This window comes from Mycobacterium sp. ACS4054, from assembly GCF_001667275.1.
In the GTDB taxonomy this organism is placed as follows: domain Bacteria; phylum Actinomycetota; class Actinomycetes; order Mycobacteriales; family Mycobacteriaceae; genus Mycobacterium.
In genome coordinates this window covers 1-20,923 of record NZ_LZHV01000014.1, presented here as the reverse complement: position 1 = coordinate 20,923, position 20,923 = coordinate 1, and the positions used below count along the sequence as shown (strand labels likewise).

Genomic DNA, 20,923 nt, shown 5'->3' with positions numbered 1-20,923 from the left:
TCAATTCAGACGAGAGTTCCTTCGCGTGTGGCGATGATGTCTAGCCCACAACCTCGAAGACCGCGGCGGCGGAGGTGACGGCCTTGTCGGCCTTCCCCTCGTCGTGCAGCAGCATGCGCACGCCGACCCGGCCGGGCCCGCCGCGGTGCGCGACTCCTTCCACCCGGAAGGGGCCCACCTTGCCGCGCGACATGAACATGACGTGCCAGCTGACCACCTGGAGCTTTCGGGTCCCGGCGATGCCGGCGGCGAGATCGATAGCCGCCGTTTCTAGGACGACGTGCTGGGGGCCGATGTGCAGCGCGGCGTCCGGGGAGGCGAGTTCGGTGCTGAGCTCGGGCAGTACCCAGTGGCCATCGTTACGCCTGCTGGCGCCGAAGGCCTGCCACAGCGGCGGCAGGTCCGGCGAGTCCTCGATCACCAGTTCGGTGCCCGAAACGTCCATGCGGCCCAGGCCTTCGGGCGGGATGCCGATGATCGCTCCCTGGCCCTCGTTGAAGGCGATCACCCGGTCCGGGTTGTCGGCGTCGACGATCTTGCACCGCCCGTAGCCCATGGTGCGGCCCTGATGCACGATGCCGGAGCCGACGATCTCGACCCGCTTGACGTCGTAGCCGGGGTCGATGATCTGCACCGACGCGATGACCGGGTTGGGCACCGCGACCATGTCCGTCTGGCATCCCTCCGGGGAGGAAATGGCCAACGGCGCCACCATGATTCCTCCGGCCTCGTTGCGCATGTCGCGGCGAATGGTGACGGTGTCGTCGACCTCACCGAGGTCCATCGAGGAGTGTTTGCGGCCGATGTAGCGGTAGCTGAGCAGCCCCGTCCACCGCCGGTAAAGTTCGTTCCGGTAGGCATCGGAGTCTCCTGCCAACTCCCGGATGTCACGAAGCTGGTCACTCAATTCCGGCCTCCTTCAGGCTTTTCCGTGCCGCACCTGGTTGAAGGGCACGCCGCGGTCGGCGGCGTACTCGCGCGGAAAGTTCAGCACCCGCTCGCCGATCACGTTGCGCGCCATCTCGGTGGTTCCCCCGCCGATGCTGGCGATCTGACGGCCGAGGTAGCGGGTGCCGACGTCGAGCAGCCCCGCCTCGTCATCGACCGCGGCGGCAGGGCCGGCGACCGCCAACGCGGTGTCGGTTTCTACATCGTGCACCTCGGCCATGCACAGTCGGATGATCGAACCGGCGGCGGGCGGCAGCGAGCCATTGGCCACGGCGTGGAAGACGTGCTCGCTGAGCTGCCCCTGGACCGCTCGGTGGACCAGGGCCCGGCCCACCAGGTCGCGGACTCGTTCGCTGCCCGCCCCGTTCGTCTCCTCGACCAGGGACAGCAGGTCGACCGAAATATCTTGGGCCTCAGCGATTCCCGGCCCGCTGGTGTATTCCGATCCGTCCCCCATGGTGCGGCGCTCGTGGTAGAGCTGGCACGACGCGACGTCCCAGCCCTTCCCCGGCTCCCCCACGACGGCGTCGTCTCCGAGTTCGACGTCGTCGAAGAACTCCTCGCAGAACTCCACGGAGCCGTCGACCTGCTTGATGCGGTTGATCGTGACGCCGGGATGCTTCAGCGGCATCAGAAACATCGTCAGGCCTTGGTGTTTGGGCACGCTCCAATCGGTCCGGGCCAGACACAGGCCGTAGTCGGCGGCGAACGCCCAGGTGCTCCAGGTCTTGGCGCCGTTGATGATCCATCGTCCGTCGCGGCGGTCGGCGCGCGTGAGGACGCCAGCAAGGTCCGATCCCCCGCTGGGTTCGGACAGCAGCTGTACCAGCACTTCGTCACCGCGCAACGCGGCCGCGATATGGGTGCGTTTCTGTTCTTCGCTGCCCATGTCGAGGATCGTGGCGCAGCAAATGGCGAAGGAGGGCACGTTGAGCATGAGCGGGGTCTCGTAGGCCAGGGCCTCGGCGTCGAACGCCTTCTTGTGTGCGTAGCTCAGGCCGAGTCCGCCATAGTCGCGCGGGAAGCAGATGCCGGCGAATCCGCCGTCGTACAGCTTCTTTTGCAGTTCTCGGGCGCGCCGCCAGGAGGTCATTTCGTCGCGCTGCAGGACCATCGCGTCCCCGGAATCCAGCCGCGGCAGGTTTTCGGCCAGCCAGGCCCTGGCCCGGCTCCGGAACTGTTCGACCGGCTCGGAATTCACCGATGGCCTCTCATTCGAGCGTCGACCGTGTGCTGGGCGACTGTACAGCACCGCCGCCGCCGCTGTACAGGTCGGCGCCTATGACCGGTTCAGCTCCACCGCGGCACGGATCAGCCCCTTCAGGGCCTGCTCGTCGACCTGGTCGCCCTCGTGAAAATCGATCGCGCGCCGGGTGTTGCCTTCCAGGCTGGAGTTGAACAAGCGCGCGGGATCCTGCAGCGAGGCGCCCTTGGCGAAGGTCATCTTCACCACGTTCTTGTAGGTCTCGCCGGTGCAGATCATCCCGTTGTGATACCAGACCGGAACGCCGCGCCACTTCCACTCCTCCACCACGTTGGGTTCGGCTTCCTTGACGAGTTCCCTGATGCGGGAGAGCATTTCGCCGCGCCAATCTCCGAGCTCCGAGATCCTGGCGTCGATCAGCTCGGCGGGAGTCTTCGTCACGGTTCCGTCCTTTCGCAGAGGTTGTCGCTCGCCGGACGGTATATCACGGGCGTTGTCCGCCCGGCCCGCGGCGAGTCTCCGTGCCCGACGCCGGTAATCTGCGTTCGACTCATGACACATCCCTTCGACGACGCCATCCAGCTCGAGAAGATCGACGCGAGCACCAGGCGCGGCCGGACCCATCCAGAGTGGGCCAACATGGTGGGGCCCTTCGGCGGAATCACCGCGGCCGTCATGCTGCACGCTGTCCAATCGCACCCCGACCGCATCGGCGAGCCGCTGGCGCTGACCGTCAACTACGCCGCCCCCATCGCCGACGGCGACTTCGACATCTCGTTGCGGGCCGCGCGCACCAACCGCACCAACCAGCACTGGATCGCCAAACTCAGCCAGGACGGCGACATCAAGACCACGGCGACCGCGCTGTTCGCCATTCGCCGCGACGGCTGGGCCGACACGGAGCTGCGTCCGCCGAGCGCCCCGGACCCGGAGCAGGTGCCTGCCACCGATCCGGGCCTCGTCCGATGGACGAGCCTTTATGACATGCGGTTCGTCGAAGGCCCGATGCCCGGCAAGGACGGGCAACCGAGCCCGTCGTCGACGACCACCTTGTGGCTGCGTGACGCCGCGCGACGCCCCATCGACTACCCGGTGTTGGCAGCGCTGTCGGACGCCTTCTACCCGCGCGTGTTCCTGCGGCGCGGCGGCTTCGTCCCGTCCGGGACGATCTCGTTGACGACGTACTTCCACGCCGATCAGCACGAACTCGACCGCTCGGGCGATGACTTCGTCCTGTGCACCGCCCACGCCAACCGCTTCAGCCGCGGCTACTTCGACCAGAGCGCCCAGGTATGGGCCCGGGATGGCGTGCTGCTGGCCACCACCCATCAGGTCGTCTACTACAAAGGTTGACCGGTTTACACTTCGCCAGTGAAACGTCACGCCGGAACGCTTACGCAAGGAATCGAGCCGCTATGACAGAGCGCGCGGACATGCTGGTCGCCGACACGATGCCGGCGATCGAAGCCATCAAGCAGCTCAAGGCCCGTTACTGCCGCTACCTGGACGCCAAGGACTGGGCGGCGTGGCGAACGATATTCTCCGACGACTTCGTCAGCGACACCTCCGAAGCGGGCGGCAAGGTGATCGCAGGTGCCGACGACTTCGTCGCGTTCACCCGCCGGGCCCTCGGCCGGCCGACACAGCCCACCGCCCACCAGGTGCACGCCCCCGAAATCGAGGTCACGTCCGCGACGACGGCGCGCGGAATATGGGCCCTGCAAGACGTCGTCCGCTTCGGTCCGGGGGTGACCCTGGTCGGCTACGGCCACTACCACGAGACCTACGAAAACGTCGCCGGCCAGTGGGTTATCAAGAGTTCCAAGCTGACTCGGCTCCGCGAGGACATCGTGACTCCCCTGTTCTCGATCTACGTCTCCCCGCGGGTTCGCACGGCGATCGGCAAGGCCGCCGGCCGGCTGATGGGCGGTGACTGGTCATGACAATCGCCACCGTTTTGGTCACCGGCGCGTTCGGACTGGTCGGCAAGGGTTGCACGCGGATCCTGCTCGACCGCGGACGCACCGTGATCGCGATGGATCTGCGCAACGACAACACCGTCGCGGTGGAGAAAGAATTGGCCGGCGGCCGGCATTCCGGGACGCTCATCCCCGCGTACACCGACCTGATGGACGCCGAAGCGGTGCGGCGGCTCATCGAGACGCATCGGCCCGGAGCGGTCATCCACCTGGCCGCGATCGTCTCCCCACCGTCGTACCGCAACCCGGCGTTGGCCCGTCGCGTCAACGTCGGTGGTACCGAGAATCTCTTGGCGGCCTGCGCCGCGCTCCCCGACCCACCGCTGTTTCTGATGGCCTCCAGCGCCGCGGTCTACGGCTCGCGCAACCCCTACCGCCAACCCGAGCGGATCACCCCGGACACCCCGGTGAATCCGATCGATCAATACGGTGAGGACAAGGTGCTTGCCGAAGCGGCGATCCGCGGCAGCGGCCTGCCCTACGCGCTCTTCCGGCTGGCCGGCGTCATCTCGCCGGATACTCAGGCCGGCATCAACGGTGACTACCTGATCCTGATGCGGTCGATGCCGAGCGACAACCGCATACATGCGGTCGATGCGCGCGATGTGGCGCTGGCGTTCGCCAATGGCGTCGATCGCGGGGCAGCCATTTCCGGCAAGGCTTTGCTCATCGGGGGCAACGAGACGTACGTGCTCCTGCAGCACGGGCTTCAGGACGATCTGATGCGGGCCGCCGGCCTGGGCCCGCTCGGCCCCTCCGCGGGGCTGCCCGGTGACCCGGGCGACGACCGCGGCTGGAGCTTCACCGGCTGGTACGACACCACCGAAGCGCAGGCGTTGCTCGACTTCCAGGAGCACGATTGGTCCCAGACCCTGGACTGGATCGCCGGGACGCAGGGGCGCAGGCGGACCGTGCTGCGGCTGCTGAGCCCGGTGCTGCGGCCGGTCCTGCGCGCGGCGCTGGCGGTGCAGCGCCGGCTGGAGGGCCGCGGCCCCTACGCCGACCCGTGGGGGCTGATCGAGAAGAAGTACGGCGCGGCGGCGCTGGCGGGCGCCGACTAGATCGACTCGCGCTGACCGAGTTCTGTTGTGCCGCAACATGACTCGCGCCGACAAATGCCTAGTTCTCGCGTGCCCATCAACGGTCGATCCATTGCATCTGCGCCTCGGCATGGTGGCCACCCTTGGGTGGGGTGATCCGGTCGAGCCGGGACAGTTGGTCCGGTGTCAGTTCGACGGCGTCGGCGCCGACGTTCTCCTCCAGGCGCGACACCCGCTTGGTTCCCGGAATCGGCACGATGTCGGGACCTTTCGCCAACAGCCAGGCCAGCGCGACCTGAGCGGGAGTGGCGCCGACGTCAGCGCTGATGCTCCGTAATTCGTCCGCGCTCTGAAGGTTGTGCCGGAAGTTCTCCTCGAAGAACCGCGGATTGGTCTTGCGGTAGTCGCTGTCGGGCAGCCCCTCGGTGGAGCGGATGGCGCCGGTGAGGAAGCCGCGGCCCAACGGCGAGTAGGGCACGAACCCGATCCCCAATTCACGCAGCAGAGGCAGGATCTGGTCTTCCTGGTCGCGCGTCCATAGCGAGTATTCCGACTGCACCGCGGTGATGGGGTGCACCGCTTGTGCGCGCCGGATCGTGTTCACGCCGACCTCCGACAGGCCGATGTGCCGGATCTTCCCGGCGGTGACCAATTCGGCCAACGCGCCGACCGTGTCTTCGATCGGGGTCTCGCGGTCGAGGCGGTGCTGATAGTAGAGGTCGATGCGGTCGGTGCCCAATCGTTGCAGCGAGCCGTCCACCGCGATCCGGATGTTGGCGGGGCTGCTGTCCAAGCCGTTGCGGCCGGTGTGCGAAATCAGGCCGAACTTGGTGGCCAACACCACCCGGTCCCGCCGGCCCTGCAGGGCGCGTGCGACCAATTCCTCGTTGATGTAGGGGCCGTAGACCTCGGCGGTGTCGATCAGCGTGACGCCCAGGTCGATCGCGCGATGAACGGTACGGATCGACTCGGCGTCGTCGGTGCCGGCGCCGGCGTAGGCGACGGACATGCCCATCGCGCCCAAGCCGAGGCGACCGACCTCCAGGTTCGCGAGGCGCGCTTGTTTCATGGAGTCATTGTGCGCTTCGCGACTGGACGCCACGGGGCGGGTACCGTTGCGCGAGTGCACCGCATCGATGTTGCCGCGATCCGATGGACGACGTAGCAACCGCGCGACCGGCCCGCAATCTGGCGGTGGACTTCTACCGCGCCTCGGGCGTGGTTCTCATCGTGCTCGGCCACTGGCTGGCCGGTTCGGTGACCTATCACGACGGGCAATTCGGACGCGAAAACCCGCTGCTCGACATGCCGTGGACGCAATGGCTGACCTGGATATTTCAGGCGGTTCCGGTGTTCTTCTTCGTGGCCGGTTACGCCGGTGCGGTGTCGTGGGCACATCGCCGCGGCGCCGACAGCTTCTCCCGGCAGGCCTGGATTCGGCATCGACTGGCGCGGGTGCTCGGACCGACCACGGTCTACGTCGCGCTGGTTTCGGCGCTCGTGGTGGTCCTTCAGGTCCGCCACGTGTCGGGCACGGTGCTGGAATACGCGGGTTGGGCGGTGGCCATGCACCTATGGTTCCTCGCCGTGTATGTGCTGGTGGTGTCGCTGACCCCGATTGCCGTTGCGGCGCACGGACGTTGGGGGCTCAGGGTGCCGGCAGCGCTGGCCGCGGGTGTGGTGCTCGTCGACGCCGTCTCGCTCGCCGGTCACGTCCCGTATATCGGCTGGCTGAATTACCTGATGTGCTGGGGTCTGCTCTACCAGCTCGGGATCGCTTGGCACGGTGGGCTGTTGGCCGGGCGCAGGCCGGTGTTGCTCGCGGCCGGTTCGGCCGTTGCTCTGGCACTGCTGATTCGGGTGGGGCCGTATCCGGTCAGCATGATCGGGGTTCCCGGCGAGCCGATCGAGAACACGACGCCCCCCACGGTGGCGATGATGGCGTTCGCCTGCGCCCAGGCTGGCCTGGCGATGGCATTGGCGGCGACACTCGACCGGGTCCTGCGCCACGGCCCGGTGCAGCGGGTGTTGTCCACCGCCAACGCCAACGTCATGGCTCTCTACCTGTGGCACATGGTGCCGGTCGTCATCGTCGCGATCATCGCTTACCCGGCCGGGCTGATTCCGCAGCCATCCGAGGGTTCCGTGGCGTGGTGGCTGGTCCGGCTGGAATGGATCACCATCCTCAGCGTGGTCACCGCGGTCGAACTGCTGCTGCTGTGGTGGCAGCGGCGGTTCTTCGCGGTTCCCCTGCCCACGTTCGGCCTGCCGCTGCGCGATCGCTGGGCCGAGGCGACCATGGTGACCGGCGCAGTCCTGGCAGCGGTCGGCCTGCACTTCTTGGCGCAGGGCGGCTTCGCCCCGGACGGGCGATTCTCGTGGCCGGCCGCGGCCCTCTTTGCCACCGGCGTGCTCTTGGTCGCGGTGCGTCCCAGGACTCTGTCGCCGCTGACCGGCCACCGCTCGCAGGGGCGCCCGAGCGCCTGAGGCGGGCTGCGGCGGGGTTAGCGACTTACGGCCCCCCGAGAGAGGCCCTAGTGCCCTGGTCGGGGCGGTATTCCGGGAGAAACGTTTCGACCAGGCGCGGACCGTCTAAGGATCCGAGCCCGGGTCCGACGGAGAGGGAGCAGCCATATGTTAAACAGCCTCACGGTCCAGGACAACCAGATCCCTCAGCGGCACGCTCAGGATGCCGAGCTGTTGAAGGAGTCCGGGGTTCACAAGCTCGTCATCGCAGACCGCGACGGCAACTGCTTGGCGTTCGTATTGGCTTGGGACAGCTTCGACTACGACGCCGAGACGGACACTTATGTGTGCGTCGCCGACAGCGACGGTCAAGAGCTCATGACCGTGTACGCCGCCGGCGAGATCAAGGCGGCGCCCGGGGCGAACACATATGTCATCACGGCGCCGGACCGGTTCGCCGGCCGCAGGGCGCTGTAGGCTTCCAGCGGATCGCACAGTTCCCGGGCCGCCGCGCGACAATCGGCCGGCGGCACGGCTAACGGGATCTTGACACGGCGAAGCTTATGATGGACCGTTCGTACGGTTAGTCTAGCGAAGGGTGGATGATGCCCCGATCGCCTGGTAGACGCAGCGAGATTTTCGACGCGTTTGTTCGCTACGTCGCCGAACGTGGCTACGACAGAACGAATATGGGCGACATCGCCGACGAGCTCGGCATGTCGAAGGGCACCATTGTCCATCACTTCGGAACCAAAGCGCAGATGTTGCGCGAGCTTGAAGAGAGCCACCTGGCCGGGCAACTCGACGTGCTGCAGATGGCATGGGCCCGCCTGGCCGCGCCCCACGAACGCATCGCGGCAATCATTTACGCCTCCGCTCTCCTGCAAGTGACCGCGCGCGATGCCACGGTAGCGAGCCAGCGCGAGGTGGTTCAGCTGTCGGACGACCCGGCGATGCAGCAAGTGCGTAAGTTGCGTGATCAGTTGCAAACACTGGCGATTGACGAGATCCGAACGGGCATAGAGTGCGGTGTTTTCCGCAGCGTCGACGTCGAACTGGCTGCGCTGCAGCTGTGGGGATCGCTGCAGTGGATGTGGGTATGGTTTGATCCCGCCGGCGCACGTTCGCCCGAACAAGTGGGGGCTGCCTTCGTCGATGTGTTCCTCGGTGGACTGCTACTCGACCGGCTGGGGCTCAGCACGTGGGCCAGCCCTTCCGCTGACGTCGTTTCCGTCGTGCGTGAATGCCTAGCCGCGGTCGCGGAACGGTCGGATTGACCGCCACACGACGAAATCCGTTGCGCATGGCGGCAACTGCACAACCGGACCCGCGCTGAAGCGCTGAGCCGCCCAGCCCGACGGCAGTTAACCGCGACGAGGCGCGCTCGATCCATCGCTGTACGCTCGGTCAGTTTATCCGGCGAGACTTCACTTGTCCCCGTTTTCACGGAATCACCCGGAACACCCATTGCCGTCGCGTTAGAACCCTTAAAGACGCCTGTTCCGAGCGTAATTGGCGGAAACCGGGCTGGAAGTTTGCCCATGGGTCGCGATCACGAAACTCCGATGATTCCCGGTGTTATTGACTGACCGTACGGTCTAATGCGATAGTTGCTGCGTGGCGCAGATGAGGGCGGCGTGGAGCCGGAGGGCGCGGCGCCAGAGTGCCGATTCGGGGACCATCCGGTCGAGCGGCGTAGCGACCAAGGCGACAACCCAGGAATGGGACTGCGGGCATCGCAACACGGGGCGAAGAAGCCGACCGCGACCGTCGTCTCCACACGCTTCCAGAGGGTTTCTAGCGCATCGCGTTTCGCGGCGCGCTCACCCGATCTGCCGATCCTCAATCGGGCTCGGCTCGAGCGGCTCCGCGACGGCATGTAACGCGCACGGGACGCAGCGCCGAGATCTCGCGCCTCGTCGCGTGGTCGGTTCCAGGGCGGCGCGATGACCAGCGCACACCTGTCTAGCAGCAAAGTCGTTAGCCGGATACGACCGGGCACCGAAGTGGCCGGCGGGTTCTTCCGCATGTGCGTGCTGACCGGAAAGGCGCTGAGGCAGCCGTTCGAGTGGCGTGAGTTCATCTGGAATGGCTGGTTTCTCATGCGGGTCTCGCTGCTGCCCACCATCGCGGTGTCGATCCCGGAAACCGTGCTCCTGATCTTCACGCTCAACCTCCTGCTGGCGGAGATCGGCGCCGCCGACGTATCCGGTGCCGGTGCCGCGATCGGCGCGGTCACCCAGCTCGGCCCGATCGTGACGGTGTTGGTGGTCGCCGGCGCGGGCGGCACCGCAATCTGCGCCGACCTCGGCGCGCGCACCATCCGCGAGGAAATCGACGCCCTGGAGGTGCTCGGCATCGACCCGATCCACCGGCTGGTGGTCCCCCGCGTCGTCGCCTCGACACTCGTGGCGGTACTGCTCAACGGCCTCGTGGTCGCCGTCGGCCTGGGCGGCGGCTATCTGTTCAGCGTGTACCTGCAGAACGTCTCGAGCGGCGCCTACCTCTCCACGCTGACGGCGCTCACCGGCTTGCCCGAGGTGGTGATCGCGTTCATCAAGGCCGCGACGTTCGGTCTGATCGCCGGCCTGGTCGGCTGCTATCGGGGGCTGATCGTCCGCGGCGGATCCAAGGGGTTGGGCACGGCGGTCAACGAGACGGTGGTCCTCTGCTTCATCGCGCTTTTCGCGGTCAACGCGGCGCTGACCACCATCGGTGTTCGGTTCGGAACGGGGCGCTGAAATGGCCGCAACCACAGGGGTTCCCGCACGGCATCTCCATTTTCCCCGGGCCGCCTTCACTCGGTACGCGGAAGCCCCGGACCGGGTGCTGGTCGAGATCGGCCAAATGGTCTGGTTCGCCCTGACCGCGGTCGGGCAGATTCCCTTCGCCCTGCATCGTTACCGCAAAGAGCTGCTACGAATGGTCGCCCAGATGGGCATGGGTACCGGCGCGATGGCCGTGGTCGGCGGCACCGCCGCCATCGTCGGCTTCATCACCCTGTCCGCGGGGTCACTGGTCGCTATCCAGGGCTACGCGACGCTGGGCAACATCGGCGTCGAGGCGTTCACGGGTTTCTTGGCCGCGCTGGTCAATGTGCGGTTTGTGGCGCCGGTGGCCGCCGGGCAGGCGCTGGCGGCAACGGTCGGCGCCGGCGCCACCGCCGAACTGGGTGCCATGCGCATCAGCGAGGAGATCGACGCGCTCGAGGTGATGAGCATCCGGTCGGTCCCCTTCCTGGCATCCACCCGGGTGCTGGCCGGTCTGATCGTCATCATCCCGCTCTACGGGTTGGCGATGACCATGGCCTTCCTGTCCCAGCAGGTCACCACCGTGCTGCTGTACGGGCAGTCGATCGGCACCTACAACCACTACTTCCACACCTTCCTGCGCCTCAACGACGTGGGCTGGTCGTTCGCGGAGGTGATCCTGGTCGCGGTCGTCGTGATGACCACCCACTGCTACTACGGCTACACCGCCACCGGCGGGCCGGTCGGGGTTGGCGAAGCGGTGGGCCGGTCGATGCGGCTGTCGCTGATCACGATCGTGGTGGTCGTCGTGCTCACCGCGATGGCGGTGTACGGCAAAACCCCGAACTTCAACCTCACGGTGTAGCCGCCAATGACAGCCCCGGCACCGAAACCCAAGGAAAACCCGAAGCGCATCCCGCCGTACCGGACGGCGGCGTTGGTGTTCTTGGTGGTCGCCGCGGTGGTGCTGGGGTTCGTGTGGTTGCAGTTTCGGGGCCAGCTCTCGCCGATGACGCGCTTGACGATGCTGGCCCCCAGGGCCGGTCTGGTAATGGATCCCGGGTCGAAGGTCACCTACAACGGCGTGGAAATCGGCCGGGTGGCCACCATTTCGGAGACCGAGCGTGACGGCGTACCGGCGGCCAAGTTCGTCATGAACGTGAATCCGAAATGGATCGAGCTGATTCCGGCCAACGTGGACGCCAACATCAAGGCGACCACGTTGTTCGGCAACAAGTACGTATCCCTGACTTCCCCGAAAAACCCTACCCCCCAACGCATTACATCGGACCACGTGATTGATGCGCGGTCGGTGACAACCGAGTTCAACACGCTGTTCGAGACGCTCACCACGATCACCGAGAAGCTGGACCCGGTCAAGGTCAACCTCACGCTGGCCGCGGCCGCGCAGGCGCTGACCGGGTTAGGCGACAAGTTTGGGCAGTCGATCGTCAACGCCAACGCCATCCTCGACGACATCAATCCGCAAATGCCGCAGATCCGGCATGACATTCGGCAGTTCGCCGCCCTGGGCGACGTCTACGCCAACGCCGCACCGGATCTGTTCGACTCCCTGGACCACGCGGTGGTCACCGCGCGCACGCTGCACCGGCAGGAGGCCGACCTGGATGCCGCGTTGTTGGCGGCCGCCGGGCTGGGCAACACCGGCGCGGACATCTTCGCCCGCGGCGGCCCCTACCTGCAGCGGGGGGCCGCCGATCTGGTGCCCACCGCCCAGCTGCTCGATACCTACAGCCCCGAATTCTTCTGCACCATCCGCAATTACTACGACGAGGAACCCGCCGCCTATGCGACGACGGGCGGCGGCAACGGCTACGCGCTGCGCACCATGACCGAGCTGACGTCGGGGCTGGGTGGCATGCTCACGCTGCCCGGCTTGGCCGGCACGGCGGCCACCATGGGGCTCCTCACGCTGGCCGGGCTGGTCGGCGGCGCGCCGAATCCCTTTGTGTACCCGGACAATCTGCCGAAGGTGAACGCCCGCGGCGGGCCGGGCGGCGCGCCGGGTTGCTGGCAAGCGATCACCCATGACCTGTGGCCGGCGCCGAGCCTGGTAGTCGACACCGGCGCCAGCCTCGCGCCCTACAACCACCTGGATACCGGCTCACCGTACGCAATCGAGTACGTGTGGGGCCGCCAAGTCGGGGACAACACGATCAACCCATGAAAATCACCGGATCCGCCATCAAACTCGGCATCGTCTCGCTGGTGCTGCTGCTGATCACCGTGTCGATCGTCGTGGTGTTCGCTCAGATGCGGTTCAACAGCACCAACAGCTATACCGCGGAGTTCAAGAACGCCACCGGCTTGAAGGACGGCCAGTTCGTCCGCGCCGCCGGGGTGGAGATCGGCAAGGTCAAGGCGGTGCGGCTGATCGATGGCGGCCAGCGGGTAATGGTGGACTTCGACGTCGACCGCTCGATACCGCTGTACCAGACGACTACCGCGCAGATCCGCTATCTCAACCTGTTCGCCGACCGTTACCTGGAGCTCAAACGCGGCGAGGGCGAGGGCGCCGACCGCACCCTGCCGCCCGGCGGCTTCATCCCGCTGTCGCGAACCTCGCCCGCGCTGGATCTCGACGCCCTGATCGGTGGTTTCAAGCCGCTGTTCCGCGCGCTCGAACCGGACAAGGTCAACACCATCGCGTCGTCCATCATCACCGTGTTTCAGGGTCAGGGCGGCACCATCAACGACATCCTGGACCAGACCGCGCGGCTGACCGCCCACATCGCCGAACGCGACCAGGCGATCGGCGAGGTGGTCAAGAACCTCAACGTCGTGCTCGACACCACCGTCAGGCATCGCCAGGAGTTCGACCAGACCGTCGACAACTTCGAACGGTTGATCACCGGCCTGCAGAACCACGCCGACCCGCTCGCCGCCGGCACCGCGAACATCAGCAACGCCGCGGGAACGGTCGCCGACCTGCTCTCCGACAACCGCGCCCTGCTGCACAAGGCGATCAACTACCTGCAGGCCCTTCAACAACCGCTCGTCGACCAACGCGATCAGCTCGGCGATCTGATCCACAAGACACCGAACGCGCTCAATCTGATCGGACGCAGCATCGGGCTCTACGGCGACTGGGTGAACTTCTACCTCTGCGACCTGTCGATCCGGTGGAACGGGCTGCAGCCCGGGGGCCCGGTGCGCACGGTCCGGATCTGGCAGCAGCCCACGGGTAGGTGCACGCCGCAATGAGAACCCTGACGGAATTCAACCGCGGCCGGGCCGGCGTCATGGGCATCACCGTGCTGGCGCTGGTGGTCGCCGTGGGCCAGAGCTTCACCAGTATCCCGATGATGTTCGCCAGCCCGAGCTACTACGGGCAGTTCACCGACACCGGGCAGCTCAACAAGGGCGACAAGGTGCGCATCTCCGGCGTGAACGTCGGCAAGGTGGAGGGGCTCGAGATCGACGGCGACCACGTTCGATTGAAGTTCTCCATCGGCGGCAACACCATTGGCACCGAGAGCCGGCTCGCCATCAAGACCGACACCATCCTGGGTAAGAAGGTGCTCGAGATCGAGCCGCGGGGAGGCAAGGCGTTGCGCCCCGGTGGGGTCTTGCCGCTGGGCCAAAGCACCACCCCTTATCAGCTCTACGACGCGGCCTTCGACGTCACCAAGGCCGCCACCGGCTGGGACGTCGACACCGTCAAACGGTCGCTGAATGTCCTGTCGCAGACCGTCGATCAGACCTACCCGCACCTCAGTTCCGCACTCGACGGGTTGACCAAATTCTCGGACACCATCGGTAAACGCGACGAACAGATCAAGCACCTCCTCGCGCAGGCCCACCAGGTGGCCAGCGTGCTCGGTGACCGCAGCGAACAAATCAACCGGCTGTTGGTCAACGCGAAGACGCTGCTGGCGGCGTTCAACGAACGCAGCCAGGCCATCAGCGCACTGCTGCAGAACATTTCGGCCTTCTCGGCCGAGGTGCAGGGCTTCATCAACGACAACCCGAATCTCAACCCCGTGCTGGAGCAGCTGCGCGCGATCAGCGATGTGCTGGTGGAACGCAAAGACGACCTGGCTCAAACCCTCACCTACGTCAGCCAATTCGCCGCGTCGCTAGGGGAATCCGTCGCGTCGGGACCCTATTTCAAGATCGTCCTGTCCAACCTGTTGCCGTACTGGATCTTGCAGCCGTTCGTCGACGCCGCGTTCAAGAAGCGCGGTATCGACCCCGAAGACTTCTGGCGCAGCGCCGGCCTCCCCGAGTTCCGCTGGCCCGACCCCAACGGCACCCGGTTCCCCAACGGGGCACCGCCGCCCGCGCCCCCGGTGCTGGAAGGCACCCCGGATCATCCAGGACCGGCCGTCCCGCCCGGAACGGCGTGTTCGTACACCCCGCCGGCCGACTCGCTGCCCCGGCCGTGGAACCCGCTGCCGTGCGCGGGGGTGAACGCCGGGCCGTTCGGCGGCAGTTTCCCCGCGCCGATCGACGTCGCGACGTCGCCGCCGAACCCGAACGGCCTGCCACCGACCCCGGGAATCCCGATCGCCGGGCGACCGGGCGAACCGGTGCCGGACGTCGTCGGCACGCCGGTGCCGCTGCCCGCCCAAGCGCCGCCGGGCGCCCGCACCGAGAACCTGCAACCCGCCGGCCCCACTCCCCCACCGTCGACGTTCGCGCCGGGGCCGCCGCCGGGGCCACCCGCGCCGCCGGGCCCCGGGCAGCAGTTGCCCGCCCCGTTCATCAACCCGGGCGGCACGGGAGGCAGCGGCATCACGGGAGGTAACCAGAATTGAGCGGCGCCTTGCATATCCACAAACCGCGGACCCGAACGATCGTCGGAGCGTTGGTGGCGCTGCTGGCCGTGGTCGCCATATTCATCGGCGTCCGGCTCTATCACAAGCTGACCACCAACACCGTGATCGCTTACCTCCCAACGGCGAACGCGCTCTACTCCGGGGACAAGGTCCAGATCATGGGCGTCCGCGTCGGTTCGGTCGACAAGATCGAACCGGCCGGCGACAAGATGAAGGTGACGTTCCACTACGACAACAAGTACAAGGTGCCCGCCAACGCCTCCGCCGTCGTGGTGAACCCAACGCTGGTGGCGTCCCGGAGCATCCAATTGGAGCCGCCGTACAAAGGCGGCCCGGTGATGGCCGACAACGCGGTAATCCCGATCGAGCGCACGCAGGTGCCGACGGAGTGGGACGAACTGCGCGACAGCGTCGCGAACATCATCTCCAAGCTCGGGCCGACGCCCGAGCAACCCAAGGGCCCGTTCGGCGAGGCCATCGAGTCGTTCGCGGATGGGCTGGCGGGCAAGGGCAAACAGATCAACACCACGCTGGACAGCCTGTCGCGGTCGTTGACCGCGCTGAACGAGGGCCGTGGTGACTTCTTCGCGGTGGTGCGCAGCCTGGCGCAGTTCGTCAACGCCCTGCACAAAGACGACCAGCAGTTCGTCGCGCTGAACACCAACCTGGCGCGGTTCACCGACAAGTTGACCGGGTCCGATCGCGACCTGTCCACGGCCATCCAGCAATTCGACAGCCTGCTCTCCACGCTGCGCCCATTCCTGACCAAGAACCGAGAGGTGCTCGCGCACGACGTCGACAACCTCGCCAACCTGACCACCACGCTGGTCCAACCCGACCCGCTGAACGGTTTGGAAACCGCACTGCACGTCCTGCCGACGCTGGAGACGAACCTCAGCCAGATCTATCACCCCTCGCACGGCGCCGTGATGTCCATCCCCGCGATCCCGAACTTCGCGAACCCAATGCAGTTCATGTGCAGCATGATTCAGGCCGGAAGCCGGTTGGGCTATCAAGAATCCGCCGAGCTGTGCGCGCAATACCTGGCGCCGATCCTCGATTCGATCAAGTTCAACTACCTTCCGTTCGGGCTGAACCTGTTCAGCACCGCCGAGGTCCTGCCCAAGGAAGTCGCCTACTCCGAACCGCGGCTGCACCCGCCGAACGGTTACAAGGACACCACCGTCCCCGGGATCTGGGTGCCCGATACGCCGCTCTCGCACCGCAACACGCAGCCGGGCTGGGTCGTCGCGCCAGGCATGCAGGGCACGCAGGTGGGGCCGATCACGGGTGGCCTGTTGACGCCCGAGTCGCTGGGCGAACTGATGGGCGGCCCGGACAGCCCGCCCCCGCCGGCCGGGCTGCAAACCCCGCCCGGACCGCCGAACGCCTACGACGAGAACCCGGTGGTGCCACCGATCGGCCTACAGGCCCCGCAGGTGCCGATCCCGCCACCGCCGCCGGGACCCGGCGTGGTCCCGGGCTCGGTCGCGCCGACACCGGCGGCCGCATCGACAGGATCGGGATCGTGAACGCGTTGCGCGCCTTGGCCGTCCGCGGCCGGCATCGGGCCTGGCAGGGTCTGGCCCTGCTGACGGCTGCCGTGTCGCTGGCGTCGTGCGCGAAATGGCACGGAATCGCCAACGTGCCGATGCCCGGGGGGCCCGGCTCCGGACCGGGCTCCTACACCGTCTATGTGCAGATGCCCGACACCCTGGCCCTCAACGACAACAGCCGGGTGCGGGTGGCCGACGTCTTCGTCGGCACGGTGCGGGCGATCCAGTTGAAGAACTGGGTTGCGACGCTGACGCTCCGCCTGGGCAAGGAAGTCAAGCTACCCAAGAACGCGACCGCCAAGATCGGGCAGACCAGCCTGCTGGGTTCGCAGCACGTGGAGCTGGCGGCGCCACCCAACCCGTCGCCCGAGCTACTCAAAGACGGTGACCTCATCCCGCTGAAAAACGCGTCCACCTACCCCACGACCGAACAGACGCTGGCCAGCCTCGCGATCGTGCTGCGCGGCGGAGGTATTCCCAACCTCGAGGTGCTGCAGAACGAGGTCTACAACATCGTCAACGGTCGGGCCGACCAGATCCGCGCCTTCCTCGGCAAGCTGGACACCTTCACCGCCCGACTCGACGAGCAACGCGAGGACATCACCCGCGCCATCGATTCCACCAACCGCCTGCTGGCGTACGTGGGTCCCCGCTCGGACGTCTTGGATCGTGTCCTCACCGAATTCCCGCCCCTGCTCAAGCATTTCGCCGACAAGCAGAACCTTCTGATCAACGCGGTTGACGCGACCGGGCGGCTCAGCCAGCTGGCCGACCAGTACCTGTCGGGCGCGCGGGGCGACATCCACCAGGATTTGCAGTCGCTGCAGTGCCCGCTGCGGGAACTGGGCCGCGGGGCGCCGTACCTGATTCGCGCGCTCAAGCTGATCCTCGTCCGCCCGTTCGACATTGACGCCGTGCCCAAGGCGTTCCGCGGCGACTACTTCAACCTGTCGCTGACGCTCGACCTGACCATGAGCGCCGTCGACAACGCGGTCCTCACCGGGACCGGGTTCTCCGGAGCGCTGCGCGCGCTCGAGCAGTCGTGGGGCCGCGACCCCGAGACGATGATCCCCGACGTCCGCTACACCCCGAACCCCAACGACGTCCCGGGCGGGCCGCTGGTCGAAAGGGCGGACCGGCAATGCTGACCCGCTTCATCAAACGCCAGCTGGTCATGTTCGCCATCCTGACCGCGGTCACCGCGGTCGCCCTGGGCTGGTACTACTTGCAGATTCCCAGCGCGATGGGGATCGGCCAGTACACGCTCAGGGCGGACCTGCCCGCGTCGGGGGGTCTGTATAAGACCTCGAACGTGACCTACCGCGGTGAAACCATCGGCACGGTCACCGACGTCGAGCCGACCAAGACCGGCGCGCGGGTGACCATGAGCATCGGCGACCGCTACCGGATCCCCATCGACGCGTCGGCGAACGTGCATTCGGTGTCCGCGGTCGGTGAGCAGTACCTCGACCTGGTGTCGGCGGGCAATCCGAGCCAATACTTTTCGCCCGGACAGACCATCACCAAGGGCACCGTGCCCACCGAGATCGGGCCGGCGCTGGACGCGGCCAACCGCGGGCTGGCCGTGCTACCCAAGGACAAGATCGCCTCGCTACTCGACGAAACCGCCCAAGCCGTAGGCGGATTGGGCCCAGCGCTGCAACGGCTCGTCGACGCGACACAGGCAATCGCCGGTGACTTCAAGACCAACCTCTCCGATATCAACGACATCGTCCAAAACTCCGGGCCACTCATCGACAGTCAGGTCGACTCCAGCGACTCGATCGAGCGCTGGTCGCACAACCTGAACATCCTGGCCGCCGAGAGCGCGGAAAACGACCAGCACGTGCAAAGCATTCTGACCCAGGCGGCGCCGACCGCCGATCAGGTCAACGAGGTGTTCGGCGATGTCCGGGAGTCGCTGCCGCAGACGCTGGCGAACCTCGAGATCGTGCTCGACATGCTGAAGCGCTATCACAAGGGCGTCGAGCAGCTGCTGGTGGCGTATCCGCAGGGCGCATCGGAAGGCCAGACGGTCACCTCGGCCTTCCCGGGATACGCCTCTCTGGGCACCTCGCTCACGATCAATCAGCCCCCGCCGTGCCTGACCGGTTTCCTTCCGGCGGCCGAGTGGCGGTCTCCCGCGGATACCAGTTTGGCGCCGATGCCGTCCGGAACCTATTGCAAGATACCGCAAGACACCCCCGCCAACGCCGTACGCGGCGCGCGCAATCTGCCGTGCGTCGACGTGCCCGGGAAGCGGGCCGCCACGCCGCGGGAATGCCGCGACTCCAAGCCCTACGTTCCGCTGGGCACCAACCCGTGGTACGGCGACCCCAACCAGATCGTGACGTGCCCCGCGCCCGCGGCGCGCTGCGACCAACCAGTGAAACCGGGTCTGGTCATTCCCGCGCCGTCGGTGAACAACGGCCTCAACCCGGCGCCCGCCGACCGGGTTCCGGGGACGCCGCCACCGGTCAGCGACCCACTACAGCGGCCTGGATCGGGGACCGTCGAATGCAATGGGCAGCAACCGAATCCGTGCGTCTACACCCCGGGCGGCCCTCCCCCCGCCGTTTACCTCCCCCAGAGCGGCGAGCTGGTGGGCCCCGACGGCGTGAAGTACGGGGTCGAAAACTCGAGAAAGACCGGCGATGACGGCTGGCAGGACATGCTGGCGCCGCCGGCCATCAGGTAAGCGAAGGGATCACAGCGAAATGCGGGAATCGATTGGCCTAGGCCAACTTCGGAGTAACACGTGCGGGTACCTCGAGCGCGTCGCCGCGGGCGAGACCTTCGACGTCGTCCGGCGCGGCAAACTCGTGGCGCGGATCGTATCCGTCGGCGACTGGAGGGTTGCTCCGATTCCAGCCCGATCCGTCGGCGCCGTGGCCCCGGGGGGCTGGGTCGGGTTGGACGAACTGCGAACACGCGCCGGGCGGTGCTTCGACCGGGTGGCGGCCGGCGAGGCGATCGGCGTGGTGCGCGGCGGCAAGTTGCTGGCGCGGATCGTGTCCGCCGGCGATGCGGAGCCCGCCGCCGTCCCAGCGGACGCCGGTGGGGGGATCGAGCTCGGCGAGCTGCGCAAACGAGCCGGCCGCTATTTCGACGAGGTCGCGGCGGGTCAGACGATCGAGGTCATGCGCGGCGGCCGGCCGGTCGCGCGCATCGTGTCGGTCGCCTAGGGCCAACGCCGGCCCACCGGCCCCACACCGTTAGGAAGGTTTGCGGTGGCGGCGTTGTTACTGCACCCATGACCGCAATGGGCTTCCACGAGGGAGAGATCGCCACACAACGCCAAGCGGGGGTGGAAGCCGAGGCCAGCCGGCTGGAGGGCATGCTCGACTCGTCGCTGCTGTCCCGGGGAGCCGCGGCGTTTCTCGCGTCGCAGCGGTTCGCCGCGCTCACCGGACGCGACCACGCCGGCGTCCTGTGGGTATCGCCACTGGCGGGACGGCCGGGGTTCCTTCGCGGGGATGGCGACGTCGTGCGCATCTCGGCCGTGCCCCGCGCCGGCGATCCGCTGGACGCGATCCCGATCGGTCAGCAGGTCGGGCTGATCGCCATCGACTTCGCCACCCGCCGCAGACTGCGGGTGAACGGCGAGCTCGTCGGCGCCGACGAGGCGGGTATGACGGTCCGCGTCGACCAGTCATACGGCAACTGCCCCAAGTACATTCACCCCCACGCCATCGATGTCGCCGCGTTTGGTTCCGCTCCTCGCATACCCGCGAGGCGCGCAACGCTTCTCGATCCGTCCGATCGGGCGATGATCGCCTCGTCCGACACATTCTTCTTGGGCACAAGTCATCCCAGTCGAGGCAGCGATGCGTCACACCGCGGAGGTCCACCCGGATTCGTCCGAGTCGACTCCCCCGACCGGCTGTGGTGGCCGGATTTCCCGGGCAACAACATGTTCAACAGCTACGGCAACCTGGCCGTCGACGACGAGGCCGCGTTGCTGTTCGTCGATTTCGATACCGGTGCCGCTCTGCATGTCACCGGTACCGCACGCGTGCGGTGGACCGCGCCCGGGGCGCCGGGTGACGACGGTGGCGTGGGCAGGAACGTCGCATTCTCAGTCGGCGCCGTCGTGAAGCGCTAGGTGTACTCGGTCGTGACGTTGGTAGCAGGCGTGTCGGCTTGATGTGAGGAGAACCCCCGGGTGGGGTGTGGCT

At 66.9% G+C, this 20,923-nt stretch carries 20 protein-coding genes; 16 read left to right on the top strand and 4 right to left on the bottom strand.

Annotated elements, in window-relative coordinates; all coding sequences use genetic code 11:
• Positions 1-40: 40 nt before the first annotated feature.
• The 3 genes from A5730_RS01890 to A5730_RS01880 all read right to left on the bottom strand — a co-directional run bounded on the left by A5730_RS01890 (position 41) and on the right by A5730_RS01880 (position 2,593).
• Positions 41-907, bottom strand: coding sequence for a hypothetical protein (locus tag A5730_RS01890; RefSeq protein WP_067894857.1), 867 nt, complete (start codon positions 905-907; stop codon positions 41-43).
• 12 nt (positions 908-919) lie between these two features.
• Positions 920-2,149: an acyl-CoA dehydrogenase family protein gene (locus A5730_RS01885; protein WP_067894854.1), complete on the bottom strand. Its 1,230-nt coding sequence runs from the start codon at positions 2,147-2,149 to the stop codon at positions 920-922.
• A 78-nt stretch (positions 2,150-2,227) separates the two neighbouring features.
• Positions 2,228-2,593 carry a DUF1801 domain-containing protein gene (locus A5730_RS01880; RefSeq protein ID WP_231994592.1) on the bottom strand — a complete coding sequence of 122 codons (366 nt, stop codon included), beginning with the start codon at positions 2,591-2,593 and terminating at the stop codon, positions 2,228-2,230.
• Positions 2,594-2,704: 111 nt separating this feature from the next.
• Between A5730_RS01880 and A5730_RS01875 the strand changes: the two genes are divergently transcribed.
• From A5730_RS01875 to A5730_RS01865, 3 genes are all read left to right on the top strand, one after another.
• Positions 2,705-3,505: an acyl-CoA thioesterase II gene (locus A5730_RS01875; RefSeq protein ID WP_067894852.1), complete on the top strand. Its 801-nt coding sequence runs from the start codon at positions 2,705-2,707 to the stop codon at positions 3,503-3,505.
• Between the two features lie 62 nt (positions 3,506-3,567).
• Positions 3,568-4,095, top strand: coding sequence for a nuclear transport factor 2 family protein (locus A5730_RS01870; RefSeq protein WP_067894850.1), 528 nt, complete (start codon positions 3,568-3,570; stop codon positions 4,093-4,095).
• Positions 4,092-5,192 carry an NAD(P)-dependent oxidoreductase gene (locus A5730_RS01865; RefSeq protein ID WP_067894847.1) on the top strand — a complete coding sequence of 367 codons (1,101 nt, stop codon included), beginning with the start codon at positions 4,092-4,094 and terminating at the stop codon, positions 5,190-5,192. Before A5730_RS01870 ends, A5730_RS01865 begins: the two co-directional genes overlap by 4 nt.
• A gap of 76 nt (positions 5,193-5,268) precedes the next feature.
• Here the strand turns inward: A5730_RS01865 and A5730_RS01860 are convergent, their stop codons facing one another.
• Positions 5,269-6,240, bottom strand: coding sequence for an aldo/keto reductase (locus A5730_RS01860; RefSeq protein ID WP_067895321.1), 972 nt, complete (start codon positions 6,238-6,240; stop codon positions 5,269-5,271).
• 83 nt (positions 6,241-6,323) lie between these two features.
• Here A5730_RS01860 and A5730_RS01855 point away from each other — a divergent pair, with 83 nt between their 5' ends.
• The 13 genes from A5730_RS01855 to A5730_RS01795 all read left to right on the top strand — a co-directional run bounded on the left by A5730_RS01855 (position 6,324) and on the right by A5730_RS01795 (position 20,850).
• Positions 6,324-7,658, top strand: a complete 1,335-nt coding sequence (locus A5730_RS01855; RefSeq protein WP_067894844.1) for an acyltransferase — start codon at positions 6,324-6,326, stop codon at positions 7,656-7,658.
• 147 nt (positions 7,659-7,805) lie between these two features.
• Complete coding sequence (locus A5730_RS01850; RefSeq protein WP_067894842.1) at positions 7,806-8,114, top strand: hypothetical protein; 309 nt, start codon at positions 7,806-7,808, stop codon at positions 8,112-8,114.
• A 125-nt stretch (positions 8,115-8,239) separates the two neighbouring features.
• Positions 8,240-8,914, top strand: a complete 675-nt coding sequence (locus tag A5730_RS01845) for a TetR/AcrR family transcriptional regulator (RefSeq protein ID WP_231633714.1) — start codon at positions 8,240-8,242, stop codon at positions 8,912-8,914.
• Positions 8,915-9,664: 750 nt separating this feature from the next.
• On the top strand, positions 9,665-10,378 hold the full coding sequence (locus A5730_RS01840; protein ID WP_369804363.1) for an MlaE family ABC transporter permease: 714 nt from the start codon (positions 9,665-9,667) through the stop codon (positions 10,376-10,378).
• 1 nt (position 10,379) lies between these two features.
• Positions 10,380-11,252 carry an ABC transporter permease gene (locus A5730_RS01835; RefSeq protein WP_067894839.1) on the top strand — a complete coding sequence of 291 codons (873 nt, stop codon included), beginning with the start codon at positions 10,380-10,382 and terminating at the stop codon, positions 11,250-11,252.
• Positions 11,253-11,258: 6 nt separating this feature from the next.
• Entirely contained in the window at positions 11,259-12,575 is a 1,317-nt protein-coding gene (locus tag A5730_RS01830; RefSeq protein ID WP_067894835.1) for an MCE family protein, read from the top strand.
• Positions 12,572-13,612, top strand: coding sequence for a virulence factor Mce family protein (locus A5730_RS01825; protein WP_067894832.1), 1,041 nt, complete (start codon positions 12,572-12,574; stop codon positions 13,610-13,612). The genes A5730_RS01830 and A5730_RS01825 overlap by 4 nt, the downstream gene beginning before the upstream one ends.
• Positions 13,609-15,168 carry a virulence factor Mce family protein gene (locus tag A5730_RS01820; protein ID WP_067894829.1) on the top strand — a complete coding sequence of 520 codons (1,560 nt, stop codon included), beginning with the start codon at positions 13,609-13,611 and terminating at the stop codon, positions 15,166-15,168. The genes A5730_RS01825 and A5730_RS01820 overlap by 4 nt, the downstream gene beginning before the upstream one ends.
• Positions 15,165-16,721: a virulence factor Mce family protein gene (locus tag A5730_RS01815; protein ID WP_067894826.1), complete on the top strand. Its 1,557-nt coding sequence runs from the start codon at positions 15,165-15,167 to the stop codon at positions 16,719-16,721. Before A5730_RS01820 ends, A5730_RS01815 begins: the two co-directional genes overlap by 4 nt.
• Positions 16,718-17,893, top strand: coding sequence for a virulence factor Mce family protein (locus A5730_RS01810; RefSeq protein ID WP_067894823.1), 1,176 nt, complete (start codon positions 16,718-16,720; stop codon positions 17,891-17,893). Before A5730_RS01815 ends, A5730_RS01810 begins: the two co-directional genes overlap by 4 nt.
• The gene (locus A5730_RS01805; RefSeq protein ID WP_067894821.1) at positions 17,887-19,443 is read left to right on the top strand and encodes an MlaD family protein; all 1,557 of its coding nucleotides are present in this window, start codon (positions 17,887-17,889) and stop codon (positions 19,441-19,443) included. The genes A5730_RS01810 and A5730_RS01805 overlap by 7 nt, the downstream gene beginning before the upstream one ends.
• Before the next feature lie 19 nt (positions 19,444-19,462).
• Positions 19,463-19,930, top strand: a complete 468-nt coding sequence (locus A5730_RS01800; RefSeq protein ID WP_067894818.1) for a type II toxin-antitoxin system Phd/YefM family antitoxin — start codon at positions 19,463-19,465, stop codon at positions 19,928-19,930.
• Between the two features lie 68 nt (positions 19,931-19,998).
• Positions 19,999-20,850 (top strand): pyridoxamine 5'-phosphate oxidase family protein, encoded by an 852-nt coding sequence (locus A5730_RS01795; protein WP_067894815.1) that lies wholly within the window; start codon positions 19,999-20,001, stop codon positions 20,848-20,850.
• Positions 20,851-20,923 lie beyond the last annotated feature (73 nt).

Bases quoted from the DNA above. Each gene is read 5' to 3' on its own strand.
- A5730_RS01860 (WP_067895321.1), bottom strand. From the start codon at position 6,240: ATGAAACAAGCGCGCCTCGCGAACCTGGAGGTCGGTCGCCTCGGCTTG.
- A5730_RS01830 (WP_067894835.1), top strand. From the start codon at position 11,259: ATGACAGCCCCGGCACCGAAACCCAAGGAAAACCCGAAGCGCATCCCG.
- A5730_RS01850 (WP_067894842.1), top strand. From the start codon at position 7,806: ATGTTAAACAGCCTCACGGTCCAGGACAACCAGATCCCTCAGCGGCAC.
- A5730_RS01820 (WP_067894829.1), top strand. From the start codon at position 13,609: ATGAGAACCCTGACGGAATTCAACCGCGGCCGGGCCGGCGTCATGGGC.
- A5730_RS01835 (WP_067894839.1), top strand. From the start codon at position 10,380: ATGGCCGCAACCACAGGGGTTCCCGCACGGCATCTCCATTTTCCCCGG.
- A5730_RS01800 (WP_067894818.1), top strand. From the start codon at position 19,463: ATGCGGGAATCGATTGGCCTAGGCCAACTTCGGAGTAACACGTGCGGG.
- A5730_RS01870 (WP_067894850.1), top strand. From the start codon at position 3,568: ATGACAGAGCGCGCGGACATGCTGGTCGCCGACACGATGCCGGCGATC.
- A5730_RS01865 (WP_067894847.1), top strand. From the start codon at position 4,092: ATGACAATCGCCACCGTTTTGGTCACCGGCGCGTTCGGACTGGTCGGC.
- A5730_RS01805 (WP_067894821.1), top strand. From the start codon at position 17,887: ATGCTGACCCGCTTCATCAAACGCCAGCTGGTCATGTTCGCCATCCTG.
- A5730_RS01795 (WP_067894815.1), top strand. From the start codon at position 19,999: ATGACCGCAATGGGCTTCCACGAGGGAGAGATCGCCACACAACGCCAA.
- A5730_RS01875 (WP_067894852.1), top strand. From the start codon at position 2,705: ATGACACATCCCTTCGACGACGCCATCCAGCTCGAGAAGATCGACGCG.
- A5730_RS01825 (WP_067894832.1), top strand. From the start codon at position 12,572: ATGAAAATCACCGGATCCGCCATCAAACTCGGCATCGTCTCGCTGGTG.
- A5730_RS01840 (WP_369804363.1), top strand. From the start codon at position 9,665: ATGTGCGTGCTGACCGGAAAGGCGCTGAGGCAGCCGTTCGAGTGGCGT.
- A5730_RS01855 (WP_067894844.1), top strand. From the start codon at position 6,324: ATGGACGACGTAGCAACCGCGCGACCGGCCCGCAATCTGGCGGTGGAC.
- A5730_RS01845 (WP_231633714.1), top strand. From the start codon at position 8,240: ATGATGCCCCGATCGCCTGGTAGACGCAGCGAGATTTTCGACGCGTTT.